Annotated in this window: 10 protein-coding genes; 5 read left to right on the forward strand and 5 right to left on the reverse strand. The window is 42.7% G+C overall.

Translation table 11 applies throughout. The features are described from left to right. Nucleotides 1-8: 8 nt before the first annotated feature. Nucleotides 9-1,652, reverse strand: a complete 1,644-nt coding sequence (locus V1500_RS03035; protein WP_409304136.1) for an alpha/beta hydrolase domain-containing protein — start codon at nucleotides 1,650-1,652, stop codon at nucleotides 9-11. A gap of 444 nt (nucleotides 1,653-2,096) precedes the next feature. Next, entirely contained in the window at nucleotides 2,097-3,317 is a 1,221-nt protein-coding gene (locus V1500_RS03040) for an ATP-binding protein (protein ID WP_409304137.1), read from the reverse strand. Between the two features lie 539 nt (nucleotides 3,318-3,856). Between V1500_RS03040 and V1500_RS03045 the strand changes: the two genes are divergently transcribed. Then, nucleotides 3,857-4,525, forward strand: coding sequence for a YdeI/OmpD-associated family protein (locus V1500_RS03045; RefSeq protein ID WP_409305901.1), 669 nt, complete (start codon nucleotides 3,857-3,859; stop codon nucleotides 4,523-4,525). Nucleotides 4,526-4,721: 196 nt separating this feature from the next. Continuing rightward, entirely contained in the window at nucleotides 4,722-5,699 is a 978-nt protein-coding gene (locus tag V1500_RS03050; protein WP_409304138.1) for a ring-cleaving dioxygenase, read from the forward strand. A gap of 357 nt (nucleotides 5,700-6,056) precedes the next feature. Here V1500_RS03050 and V1500_RS03055 read toward each other — a convergent pair whose 3' ends face one another. Next, a complete protein-coding gene (locus tag V1500_RS03055; RefSeq protein ID WP_409304139.1) occupies nucleotides 6,057-6,494 on the reverse strand; it encodes an SRPBCC family protein in 438 nt (145 codons plus the stop codon). Nucleotides 6,495-6,769: 275 nt separating this feature from the next. Between V1500_RS03055 and V1500_RS03060 the strand changes: the two genes are divergently transcribed. The 3 genes from V1500_RS03060 to V1500_RS03070 are packed head-to-tail and all read left to right on the forward strand — an operon-like array spanning nucleotide 6,770 to nucleotide 10,388. Beyond that, the gene (locus V1500_RS03060) at nucleotides 6,770-7,963 is read left to right on the forward strand and encodes a hypothetical protein (protein WP_409304140.1); all 1,194 of its coding nucleotides are present in this window, start codon (nucleotides 6,770-6,772) and stop codon (nucleotides 7,961-7,963) included. Nucleotides 7,964-7,980: 17 nt separating this feature from the next. Next, a complete protein-coding gene (locus V1500_RS03065) occupies nucleotides 7,981-9,210 on the forward strand; it encodes a Zn-dependent hydrolase (protein ID WP_409304141.1) in 1,230 nt (409 codons plus the stop codon). A 2-nt stretch (nucleotides 9,211-9,212) separates the two neighbouring features. Beyond that, complete coding sequence (locus tag V1500_RS03070) at nucleotides 9,213-10,388, forward strand: M20 family metallopeptidase (protein ID WP_409304142.1); 1,176 nt, start codon at nucleotides 9,213-9,215, stop codon at nucleotides 10,386-10,388. 759 nt (nucleotides 10,389-11,147) lie between these two features. On the opposite strand, the gene ade is transcribed toward V1500_RS03070, so the two are convergent. Together ade and V1500_RS03080 are read right to left on the reverse strand one after the other, a co-directional pair. Continuing rightward, nucleotides 11,148-12,902, reverse strand: coding sequence for an adenine deaminase (gene ade / locus V1500_RS03075; RefSeq protein WP_409304143.1), 1,755 nt, complete (start codon nucleotides 12,900-12,902; stop codon nucleotides 11,148-11,150). A gap of 23 nt (nucleotides 12,903-12,925) precedes the next feature. Next, on the reverse strand, nucleotides 12,926-13,396 hold the full coding sequence (locus tag V1500_RS03080) for a nucleoside deaminase (protein WP_409304144.1): 471 nt from the start codon (nucleotides 13,394-13,396) through the stop codon (nucleotides 12,926-12,928). Between the last annotated feature and the right edge of the window lie 151 nt (nucleotides 13,397-13,547).

The following is a 13,547-nucleotide window of genomic DNA, read 5'->3' on the forward strand; positions in this document are numbered from 1 at the left end:
TTGCCCCATTATGGCAAAGGCGTCAACTCAGCTTCCAGGACAATCTTTTCTCCTTCTTCCGGCTCAAGCCAGCGCTGCTTTACCAATTTATTGACTGATGCTTTAATCTGCTTCACATAATTTTGATGCGCTCCAACTGCTCCGTACATTTTTTGAAGAGTTTCACTAGAAAAGTCTACCTGGTGGCCAAATGACCATGCATACGGATAACCTGGCTTTAAAGTGGCCCACTCGTTGTAAGTAGCTCTTGGAACATCGACATACGGACTGCGTACACCGTCCAGAACATTTCCGTATTTATCCTTTACAAAAGAGGCATTGATGGTTTCCCCGGTCAGACTTTTCTGTGTGCTTACACCAGCTTGTACTCTCAAAGGCTTGGCATGTGGAGGTTTAATTCCTTTGATAACCCAGCGTTCCATATTGGCATACATGGCTATTTCGAGGTAATGGCGCGGCAGTTGGTTTGCCTTTGGCTCGACACCTCCGTAAGCGTACGGTACCATTGTTGGTAAATTTCCTGCCTTAACTATGTCTTCTGCTGGTGGCTGATAGTTCACAATGTTAATTGGACCATGCGGAGCGCCAGTGATTTCATACATCCGGAAACCTGCACCAGGGGCGTCGCTGTCCTGCTGTCTCCACAGATAGCTGCCAAGCTGGAAGATATCGCCTTGTGCATCAGCCCGCATAAACGGCACATGCTTTTTAGGGAGCTGGGATCTCGGGTCTTTAACATCGGTGGCAGGTACACATTGATTGATTGGTGTTGTTCTGCCTGCTCCGGAAGCTGAGATAAAACCATCATAAACAGTACGGCCGTTTTTCAGCTTTGCATTCTCGGCAAAATTTGCCGCATATGTGTTAAGGAAGAATCCTGTTTGGGATTCCCCGGTTCCAAATACATACTTAACATTATACTTATGAAGTGGATTATTCTTGTCCTTTTCGCGCAAAAGGGCGCCTGTCTGGCTCAGCATATCCCAAACAAGTCCATTTTCATAGAGTTTTGAAAGATTTTCATCGTAACCTGCTTCTCCAGGCAGCTTGCCGCATGCTTGCAGTTCCGGAGACAGTGGATTCGCCATCGATAAAGGGGCATAACGTTTAGGATCAATACGTTTCAGGGAGGCTATTACATTGGGCTTAACCGTTACAGAAACCCAGATGTCGCCATCCCGAAGGACTTTATCTTGAACTGTCGGCCATTGAACCTCAACATCCCAGCCACGAGACGGGTTATTCAGTTCCACCCAAACATTGCCGCTAAATTTTCTTGGGTTTTCAGGTCGTCTAACAACCATCCGGGTTGTATAAGGCGCGTTTGCTGTCCTTACTTGTGGACTAGCTGCTTTACCGTCTTTTCCCCAATCGTAAACATTTGCTTTGCCGCTGACTAAATATTCATCCAACCGGTATCCATACTTTTCGAGATCTGTGCCTCCTACGGTAAATGGACGGGAAGTTTTTGTAATGGGAATAGGTCCTGAAACAGTTGGTATTGGAGTGCTATATTTTTTTGAAGCTGCTGACACCTTGTTGGAGTTTGTTCCTGCAGGATTCCATAGAAGTGATAAGACTAGCGTGATAAGTAATAAACAACTGATAGCCGCCCGCAAGCGGATTTTTGATAATAAAAGTGACTTCTTCATTTTTTCCTCCCTAAACAACTACTTTTTGTAGCGATTTGTAAATAGTTCTTTAAAAATTTCAAATGTAACTAATTACTCTTAGTTTGGATGAAACGTATACCACCTCTTTTCAAAACTACCATTTTTGAACGTAAGTTTAATTTGATAGCGCTTACAAAGGTGAGTTGCAATAATAATCCTGACCAGTTTTCTAAATTAATAGTATCCCACTCGGTATACTCTCGTTAATAGGACTATTTTACTAAATTTTGGTAAAGTAAAGCATAGCCGAAAAAGATTTATCAATAGGGGGAAATTTAAGAATAGTACACTTGCGAGAAGTATGGTCAGCAATAAAGCTTTCAGCCGCATAGAAAACCACCCGCTATTACGGGTGGCCGTCATATCTGGTTTTTTAAATCCAGTACCGGCTTTTGACATGCCAAAGCTGCAGTAATTCCGTCCCTACACAGGCTTTATTGCCGGTAAGCATAGCGTAACGGTTGTCCCTTTACCTTCCGAGCTTTGAAAGCTGATTGTCCCATTATATTTTTCTATAATGTGATAGCAAATCATCAAACCCAATCCAGTCCCATTGCTTTTTAAAGAGTAAAAGGGAGTGCCGAGAGCTGCGACTTCAGCCTCTGACATGCCGCACCCGTAATCGATTACTTCCATCTCTACGAAATCATTCTTTCTTTTTGCGTTTACAGTGACAGAATCACCCAAGTTAGAGGCTTCAATTGCATTTTTAATGATGTTAATCATTAATTGTTTATACTCTATGCTGTTAGCGCAGATGAAGCAATTATCATCCACATTTAATTCAATTGTATTATCATGCAGCAGCCCATAGGATCTAAGCAAATCCGTGACACTCTGGAGAATTACCTTAACATTCACTAACTCCATTTTTATATTTTTGTCTGGCTTGGCTATAGATAAAAATTGAGAAATCACTTGTTCTGCTGTATTTAATTCATCGATCATCAAAGTAAAATGTCCCTTTGCTTCATCATCAAATGCTGTGTCTTTTTCTCGATAAAACTGCAGAAAACCCTTAACCACCGTCAATGGATTTCTAATCTCATGGGCAACGGCAGCTGCTAATTGACCAGTTGTCTTCAAACGTTCTGAATTTTGCAGCTGCTCATAGTATAATTTCTGTTTTCTCATGCGAACATTCGTAAAATGATAAATGAGATATATAATGGCCTGGCTTGCTAAAAAATTGATCACATTCCCTACTAAATCTTGTTTAAAATAAACATATACATTGTCATGATCCATTAAAAAAATATAGTTAAATATGATCGTGAATGATAGCCCGTTAAATAGTAATGAAAAATAAAACAGCTTTGAATCAAAAAACAATATAGAAATGGCAGGTATAAAACATAGAAAAATAAAGGTAGACCGTGTTTCTGGATATAGAAAGAAAATGGTATAAAGAAAAGCTGACGCCACAACGATTATGATAATTCTAAATATATGGTGTTCATACTTGGGATAAAGCAATAAACATGCAATCAAAACGATAGCAAGACCGATATGTAACATGTAACCTGCATCATACTCTCCAAATCGCGGATTGCCTAATAGCAAACCAATCATAATAAGAGCCATGATCATGAACACTACCGAATAATATATTTTTTTACTGATGAGTGTATAAAACTCCTTCATATGTACTCCTTTTGATGTGATTCATGAATGAAAAAAACAAACCAGATTACCATAATAACACAAATTATTACATATTTAGGAGGTGCATTCTGTCATTTGTGAAAGAAAATGATAAATGTGGAGTATGAAAGACAGTGGCGTTGGCAATTACATAAAACTTTTGAGAGTAGAACCAGCAAAATATGAATGGTCAAACCGGAGGATGGATTTATATTTAATTCTGCACTAACAATATTGTTGGTGCTTTTTTGCGTGGTCTATGGAAATGGCTGACCGTTTGATGAAAGCTGAACGAAACAGCATCGATATCAGGAAGGACTTCAAGCCGCTTAGGGATTTCTTTAAAAGTTAATGGTATAAAATTGAAAAGGCTGCCGGCACATTTGTCGGCGGTCTTTTTTTACGGACTCTTTGAAAAGGATTCGAAAAACTCCGGTTTGTCTGTGGAAAAAGAGCTGATACTTTAAAATAATTCAAGTTGCGAATGAAAAAGGAAACTTTTACACTTAAAGTACAATAAATTTTTTAGGTGGATCATGATGGCTAAAACAATAGCAGAGAAACTGAATTTACAAAAGTATAAGAAAGTCGCTGTGTTACATGTGCCGGATGGTAGGGATTATTTAGAAGGCTTGTCTGATTATGACACGGAGCTGATTGATGGGCCGTACGATCTTATTTTTGCTTTCGTGCTGGATATGGATTCCTTAAAGGGACTTGTGGACAGGATCATCGAAAATAATTTGCTAAATAATAAAGGCTATATCTATCTGGCTTATCCGAAGAAAGGGAATAAAGTATATTCCACGTATATTCATCGGGACGACCTTTTAGGCGGATTGGGTGCAGGAGAAGACGGCTACATAGGTGACAGCAGCATTAAGTTTGCGCGGATGGTAGGCCTGGATGAAGTGTTTACGGTAGTCGGCCTGAAGGAGGAATCCCGCAGCAAGAAAACTGCTTCTGCAAAAGCAAGCCAGCGTGTTGATGATTATATCGAATTGATTCCTGAGGTGGAACAATACCTGCAGGATTCTCCTGACCTTCTTGCTTTCTATCAGTCCCTGACACCGGGATACCGTAAGGATTGGGCACGCTATGTATACAGTGCAAAGCAAGAGGCGACAAGAGAAAAACGCCGTGAAGAGATGAAATTGATCCTTGCTGCCGGTTATAAGACACGGGATTTGTATCGCAGGGATCATTAATTAAATGGATGGCTGAAAGGACACTTGTGATGAGTGTTCTTTTTTAATTGACACTTCATCCTATTCATATTACAATTATCTCGAATTAAAGATACTTTAATTAAAGTAAAATGAGTATTCCAGTGGAGTTATGGGAAAACGTATCAGATAGAGATTAAATAGAATTGATTTTACATTATAGTTCGGAGGCTTATATATGAATGGATTAAAAGGAATACACCACGTAACAGCGATTACGAGCAGTGCGGAAAAGAATTATGAGTTTTTTACGTATGTGTTAGGAATGCGTTTGGTCAAGAAAACGGTGAACCAGGATGATATCCAGACCTATCATTTGTTTTTTGCCGATGATACGGGCAGCCCGGGTACGGACATGACCTTCTTTGATTTCCCTGGCATCCCAAAGGGAGTGCATGGAACGAATGAGATTTCCAAGACATCCTTCCGTGTACCAAGTGATGCAGCATTGGATTATTGGGTGAAACGGTTTGACCGCCTGGAAGTGAAGCATTCCGGAATTAAAGAACAGTTTGGCAAAAAGACATTATCTTTCGTTGATTTTGATGACCAGCAATACCAGCTGATCTCCGATGAAAAGAACGAAGGCCTTCCATCCGGCACTCCTTGGCAAAAGGGACCGATTCCACTCGAGTATGCCATCACAGGATTGGGACCGATTTTCGTCCGCATTGCCCACTTTGACTATTTTAAAGAGATGATGGAAAAGGTCCTGCAGTTTAAGGAAATAGCGAAAGAAGGATCGTATCATTTATTTGAAGTCGGACAGGGTGGCAACGGAGCGCAGGTAGTTGTCGAGCATAACACGGTCCTTCCGCAGGCAAGACAGGGATTCGGAACTGTCCACCATGCGGCGTTCCGTGTCGAGGACCGCTCGGTGCTTGAGGAATGGATTTCCCGCATGGAAAGCTTCGGCTTCCAGACATCCGGCTTTGTGGACCGTTTCTTCTTCGGCTCATTGTATGCACGGGTCGCACCGCAAATCCTGTTTGAATTTGCCACAGACGGCCCTGGATTCATGGGTGATGAACCTTACGAAACCTTAGGTGAGAAGCTGTCACTTCCTCCATTCCTGGAGCCGAAGCGTGAACAGATTGAACGTCTGGTCCGTCCGATTGATACGGTTAGAAGTACCATTGAGTTTGTCAAAGAGTAGGAAAAAGAAGTGTATACGAAAGAAGAGACCTCACCAGTGTGAGGTCTTTTTTCTTTTGTAAGAAAATCTTATGATGAAAATCAGTGGAAAACAGCCTGCCCCCGTCACACCTGCCACTTTTATCGGACCTGCTAAAATTTGAGAAAATAGGGGCGCAGCAATTCCTCCTATGCTACAGCATCAATAAACAAGGGCACCATCGGTATCACACACAAGCATTTAATCCGCAATATTATCAAACAGAATACCATTATTCATCAGCAGATAAAAAAACATGGCCGTTTGGGTCCATGTCCTTGATCTTTGTAGCATATGATTTTTAAATCAAATTTCATGATGTTCAGCCAGACAGCAGCGTCAATCCTTCACCAATCCGCCTCTTAGCTTTGTCACGCCAAACTCTAGATACCCCTTAAGGCAGGTCAGCATAAACACCCAGCCTTCCTTATTGTCCAGTAATTTAGCCATTAAGTCTGGATCATTGTCTGCAAAACCTTCCTCATTCACTTCGATGATTGTCTCAGAATTTTCCAATTCATGCAGCGTTATGGTAATCGTACGCTCTTCGTCGTCGGCTCCCCATTTGAACGCGATTTTTTTATTGGGTTCGGCCTCCACTACGGTAATCTCGAGTCTAGCATTGTATTCGTCATACGTTAATTGAATCTTCTTTCCGCTTTCCCATCTCTCTGAACTGGATGAGAACCAGAAATTCCCGATTTTTTCAGGATCTACAAATGCTTCATATACTTCATTTACAGAGGTTGCTATTTTAAATTTTGTAACCAAGTTCATGGAGAGTGTCATCCCTTTCATTTGTTTTGTATTAAGTATAGCTTATTGTAATTATTTTACATAACCTGATTTTCATTTGTATTTCATATAGCCTCTTCCCTGCACACAATTTATATCTTTTGATTTCCAGGAAAAATAATCGTCATTTTAAAATGCTGTCCCTCTCGAGCCCTTTTTCTTGATTAATCAGAAAAGATATACTTATCTTTTTATTCTGTCATATTAGTGTTATTATGCTTAAATACTATTTTTGAAAGGTAAGTGAAAAGATTCTTATGTCACAGATGTTAGCGTTAGTCATTCTTGTCGCAATTTTATTTATAGGGGATTTAGTAGCAGTGCGCACGAAGGCCTGGGTGCCATCGATATTTGTATGTGCAGTCTTGTTCCTGATTGGATACTGGACATTCTTTCCAAAGGATATCGTGTCTCTGGCAGGTATACCGCCAGTAGTTGCCACTATGCTGATTTACTTGTTAATCACGAATATGGGGACATTGCTATCACTAAAGGAATTGAGAAATCAGTGGAAGACTATTCTGATTGCCATATCAGGAATTCTGGGAATTATCGCAACTTTATTAGGTATCGGTACATTTGTTTTCGGTTTTGAGACAGTTGTCGTAGCAATTCCGCCTTTAGTTGGTGGTGTTGTTTCCGCCTTGATTATGTCTGAAGGAGCGAAGGAAGCTGGTCTGGCATCACTTTCCGTCTTTGCGATTGTCATTTACGTTATGCAAGGTTTTGCAGGATATCCATTGACATCCATCATGCTTAAGAAGGAAGGCAAGAGGCTTCTGAAGCTGTACCGCAGTGGGCAGCTGTCCGAACAAAAAACGGAAGAGGCAGCGGCTGCACTAGAAACCTCTAAGCAGGAATTAAAACTGTTTAAAAATATGCCTGAGAAATATAACACAGATTTCTTTAAATACTTCAGGCTCGCTTTGGTAGCATATTTGGCTTATTTAACATCAACTTTACTGGCACCGGTCGTCAGTGTCAGCCCGTTTGTTCTTTGCTTATTGTTCGGTGTCATTGCGACAAGCGTCGGTTTTCTGGAAAAACAGGTACTGCAAAAGGCGAACGGTTTCGGGCTTGCGATCATGGCGCTGATGCTCTTCATTTTTGACGGATTGAATAAAGCGACCCCGAGCATGATGGTCGATCTTTTATATCCGTTGATTGGTTGTATTGTCCTGGCCGTAATCGGTATGTACATATTCTCATTGGTGATCGGAAAGGTGCTAAAGGTCAGCAAAGAAATGGCATTTTCGGTTTCGTTGACTGCCCTTTACGGATTCCCGGCAGATTACATTATTACCTCTGAAGTTATCAAATCGTTGACCGAGGATGAGAAGGAAAGGGAAATGCTTACGAGCCGGATGCTTCCGCCTATGCTGGTAGGAGGATTTATTACCGTTACAATCGTATCTGTTATCTTAGCAGGAATTTTTGTAGGATTGTTATAAAAAAGGAGCGGGGACTTGTGGAATCACTCGAAAAAAGTATTGAAAAACATATTGAGGCCTTAAATGAATTTACGGCAACACCGAATAATGGAACGACTCGGCTTACATACAGCAAAGAGGATTTGCAGGCACGTAATTATATCAAGGAACAAATGAAGGAGCTTGGCCTGGAAGTCAGGGAGGATGGTTTAGGGAATATCTTCGGAAAACTGGAAGGAAGCCTGCCGGATGCGCCGAGCGTCCTTGTGGGTTCGCATTTTGATTCTGTTCCGAATGGCGGGGCATATGACGGGCCGGCAGGAGTAGTGGCAGGACTTGAGGTGGCTTCGCTTTTTGTGAAAAATGGATTGAAGCCACAGTACCCGCTGGAGGTTTTCGCGCTTGTGGAAGAAGAGGGTTCCCGTTTCGGAGGCGGGCTGATGGGCTCTAGAGGGATAGTCGGGATGCTTAACGAAAAAGATTTTAAAGAGCTTAAGGACAAGGACGGCATTTCTACGGAGGAAGCGATGAAGCAGATCGGTCTTGATCCGACCCTTCCTAAACAAAGAAAGCCTGAAACGATGAAGGCTTATTTGGAACTGCATATTGAACAAGGCCCGATTCTGGAGGAGAAGAATATTCCTATTGGAGTTGTGGACGCAATCGTGGGCCTTGCACAGCTTGAAGTGACGATTGAAGGACAGGCGGGACATGCGGGAACGACCCCGATGGATCGCCGGTCCGACTCATTGGTTACCGCTGCCCAAATCATCGCCAAGCTGCCTGAACTGGCAATCCAGGAAGGGAATGGTTCGGTAATTACAACCGGACGGCTTAATGTGTTTCCAAACGGAGCTAATGTGATTCCGCAGAAGACCGTTTTTTCTGTAGATATTCGCTCTGGCAAAGAAGAGAATGTCCAAAGTATGATTAAAAAAACGAAAGACCTCATCCATTCATACAACGGAAACGGCATCCGAATCTCATACGAAGAACAGCTGTATATCCAGCCGAAAGCAATGAATCCAGAAGTTGTCTCTTTGTTAAAGGAGCAAAGCGCTGAACTGGATATCCCGTACTGCTCCATTAATAGCGGGGCTGGCCATGATGCGATGGTATTTTCGGACTATACGGCGGCTGGAATGGTTTTTGTGCCCAGTAAAAATGGGCTTAGCCATTGCCCGGAGGAATGGTCGGACGCAAGGGATCTTGCGAAGGCCGTACAAATTCTCTACGGGGCAGCTAAGATATTAACGGAGGCGGAATAAAAATGATTCATGAAAAGATAAAAGAAGCGATTAAAGAATATAGCGAAGAGCTGACAGAGCTGCGCAGAAAGCTCCACAGCGAGCCGGAACTGTCGTGGGAGGAAGAAAATACGACGGCTTTTGTTTGTGAGTACCTAGAAAACCTTGGCATTCCATATCGAAGGACGGAGCCAACCGGTGTGATAGCGACGATCGAAGGCGGGAAGTCTGGAAAAACCGTGGCGCTAAGAGGCGACATGGACGCACTGTCCGTAGAGCAGTTAAATATGGACCTGCCATACGCTTCGAAGGAAGACGGAAAGATGCATGCGTGCGGCCATGATGCACATACGGCGATGCTGTTGATCGCTGCCAAGGCGCTGAACGGAATTAAAGACGAGCTGCCGGGAAATGTGCGTTTGGTGTTCCAGCCTGCCGAAGAGGTGGCCGAGGGTGCAAAAGCCATGGTGAAGCAGGGTGCGGTAGAAGGCGTGGACAATATTTTTGGAATCCATATCTGGTCGCAGATGCCGACACATAACGTGTCATGTACACCAGGACCTTCCTTTGCATCAGCAGATATATTCAGGGTGAGATTTAAAGGGAAAGGCGGACATGGCGCGATGCCTCAGGATTGTATCGATGCGGCGATCGTCGCTTCTTCCTTTGTGATGAATGTCCAGTCTGTCGTATCCAGGACAATCGATCCTCAAAGTCCTGCCGTTCTGACAGTCGGAAAAATGGTTGTCGGTACACGGTTCAATGTCATTGCGGAAAATGCCTTGATTGAAGGGACTGTGCGCTGCTTCGACCCGGCTACACGCGACCATGTGGAAAAGCAAATCAGCCACTATGCAGAGCATGTTGCCAGCACATTCGGAGCGACCGCTCAGGTCGAGTATGTGCGCGGGACACAGGCTGTTATTAACGATGAATACAGTGCAAAGCTTGTGCAGAAGGTAGCTGCCGAAGCATTTGGCGAGCATGTTTTATTCAACGAAAAACCGACAATGGGCGGTGAGGACTTCAGTTTTTACTTGGATGAAGTGCCTGGAAGCTTTGCCCTGGTCGGAAGCGGAAATCCCCAAAAGGATACAGAATGGGCACACCACCATGGCAAGTTCAATATCGATGAAGACGCGCTGGCTACAGGAGCCGAGCTGTATGCGCAATATGCCTGGGCTTATTTGAATGAGTAAGATGTATTTATTAGTTTAATAGCATAACAAAATCACCATACTGCCGCTGTATGGTGATTTTTAATAGGGTTAAGCTTTGTTATTCGAAGATATGGTAAGAGCTTTATTAGGGTTTTGGCGCGTCCCTGTCATGGCATTTTTTTGCCGAATCACTACTAAAACAATAAATGAGGGCCATTTTCTTATTAAATTCAGCAAAAAAATAGTGTTAAGGTCAGAAAAACGATATTTTCATAGACTGGCTGTAGATTCTAAGCGGGAATAGATGGCCTTATGCTCGAAGTCTTGGTTTTAATGCTCGATATTCAGGATTTATGCTCGAACGTGTTCGATATCCGGGAATTATACTCTAACTCTAGGGTATATGCTCGATATGAAAGGTTTTTATGCGCGAAATACAAAATTTATGCTCGAACTGCTTTTTTATGCTCGAACGGGTTCGATATCCGGGAATTATACTCTAACTCTAGGGTATATGCTCGATATGAAAGGTTTTTATGCGCAAAATATAAAAATCATGCTCGAACTGCTTTTGATGCTCGAAATCTTTCTATAAAGCTTTTTGGCCGACTTTAATTATATCTTCGGTAGGGCTATCTAAAAAAGTGTTTCATAAAGGTCTTGTTTAGATTTAAAACCTCTTCACGCTGTAGCCAAGAGCAAAACGGATCATCATATTTAGAGACAAATGTCATTTTAAAACAACCAAAAAATCACCATACCGTTCTAATATGGTGATTTTTCAAGAGTAATAAATAATCATTTAGAATAAACGCCAGCTGCATCAATTGGAATATGATTAAATTTCGACACCTGGAACAAGCCCTGGACAGTGAGTTTTAGTTCAGGTATTACCGGAAGTGTTAAAAACGAAAGTGTGAGAAATGGGTTAAACTGTTCGGATACCCCAAGGTTTTTCAAAGCAAGATGAATATCCTCCAGTTTAGCGATCACTTCTGTATAAGGTTTTAAAGACATCAATCCCGCTATAGGCAGTTCCAGGGATGCGAGTATTTTCCCCTCATTAACTACGATTAATCCGCCCTTAATTTCCCGCAGCTTGTTTACAGCCATTACCATATCCACATCATTAGTCCCGGCCACAACAAGATTGTGTGAATCATGCGCTATAGTCGTAGCGATCGCTCCCGATTTCAATCCCAATCCTTTGACAATGCCCAATCCGATGTGCCGTTTCATATGATGCCGTTCGATTACAGCAATTTTTAATTGGTCGGCCGCAGTCGAGGGCTGAAACAGTCCGCCTCCATCAATGTCTACCTTTGCAATAATGTGGTTGGTTACAAGGCTATTTGGAATAATTTCTATAATATTAGCTTCATTAGAAGATATCGGGATGTGAAACTGATTTTCTGTTAAGGGATGGAAATTTACTGAATTGAGAGATGGGCTAGGTTCGTTCCCTTCAGCTTCGTTTTCAGGGCTAAATAAAATCCCTTCCTTCACAACCTGAACCCCATCCTTGAAAACAGCAGTAATATTTATGGTTTCTAAGTCATCAATCATCAGGAAGTCGGCCTTATAGCCTGGAGCAATGGCGCCCAGCTCATCGAGGCCAAAGCATTCTGCTGCATTGATGGTGGCCATTTGTATGGCAGTAACTGGGGAGAGTCCTGATTGAACCGCAAGCCTGACATTGTAATCAATACTGCCATCCCGAACAAGGTCATCTAAATGCTTATCATCCGTGACAAATAAACACCGCCTGGCATTCCGTTCATTTACAATCGGGATAAGCTGTTCTAAATCCTTCGCCACCGTACCCTCGCGTATCATTAGATACATGCCTCGCTGAAGGCGCTCTTTAGCTTGTTCGGAAGTGGTGCTCTCATGATCAGTGCGAATGCCGGCGGACATATAAACGTTTATATCACTAGCAGAAAGGCCGGCCGCGTGACCGTCAATCTTTTTTCGGTTTTGTTTTGCTTCCATGATTTTTGCCATCATATCGGCTTCGGCATTTAGCACCGCTGGAAAATTCATCACCTCGGCTAAACCAAGGACTCGTGGATGGGCATAAAATGGTTCTAAGTCTTCGTGAGTCAAAGTCGCCCCGGAGTGTTCGAAGTCTGCAGCAGGAACACATGATGGTAGCATGAAATAAAAGTTGAGCGGGAGATTTTCCGAGGAATCAAGCATAAACAGGATTCCTGAATTCCCTAAAACATTGGCAATCTCATGCGGGTCAGCAATCACGGTTGTCACGCCGTGGGGGAGGAGAACCTTTGCGAATTCCGATGGGGCAACCATGGAAGATTCAATATGAACATGGCCATCGATGAACGCAGGCGATATAAAATGACCTTGAGCGTCCACTACATGCTCACCTTCATAATTGCCGATCCCGGCAATATAGCCATCCACAATGGCGATGTCAGCTTCGAAGACTTCTCCGTTAAAGACATCGATTACTTTTCCATTTTTAATAACAGTGTCTGCAGGTTCTCTTCCTGAGGCTACTGCAATTCTTCGTGCCAATCGATTTTGCTCCATATGACCATCCTTTTACGTAAAAATTAGTATTCGACTTTAGTAAGAGTTTGCCCCCACACACGAAATGGCATGTCGCAATCCTTCAGCAATAATTGTTCCATCTTAATGCTGCGGCGTTCCATAGGGAGGGAAAGCTCCTTATAAATAAAATCGTCATCGAATCCAATATGACCGGCTTCTTCTTTTGTACAAGCATAATAAACGGCCTTCGGTCTTGCCCAGTAAATCGCCCCTATGCACATCGGGCACGGTTCGCAGCTCGTATAAATTTCACAGTCTGTCAGTTGAAAGGTATTCAGTTTCTGACAGGCTTCCCGAATTGCCTGGACCTCTGCGTGAGCGGTTGGGTCGTTTGCAGCGGTCACTTCATTTCGTCCATAAGCGATGATGGTTCCATCTTTTACAACCACTGCCCCAAAGGGTCCTCCATGGCTGGTCTCTACATTGTCAAGTGCAGCCTCTATTGCCATTTCCATAAATTTTGATTCTGGCATATGATCTCTCCAATCCGATTTAAGTTTAATAATACGGGAGATGTATTATTTAAGTACCTATCACTTTATCAAAATTTTCTTACGTTTTCCTTTTGTTTGTGAGGTTTTCTAACAGAGTTTTTATTTTGTCCATGTCTTGTTTACTGTTTTG

This window comes from Peribacillus sedimenti (assembly GCF_046237635.1).
GTDB lineage: Bacteria > Bacillota > Bacilli > Bacillales > DSM-1321 > Peribacillus > Peribacillus sedimenti.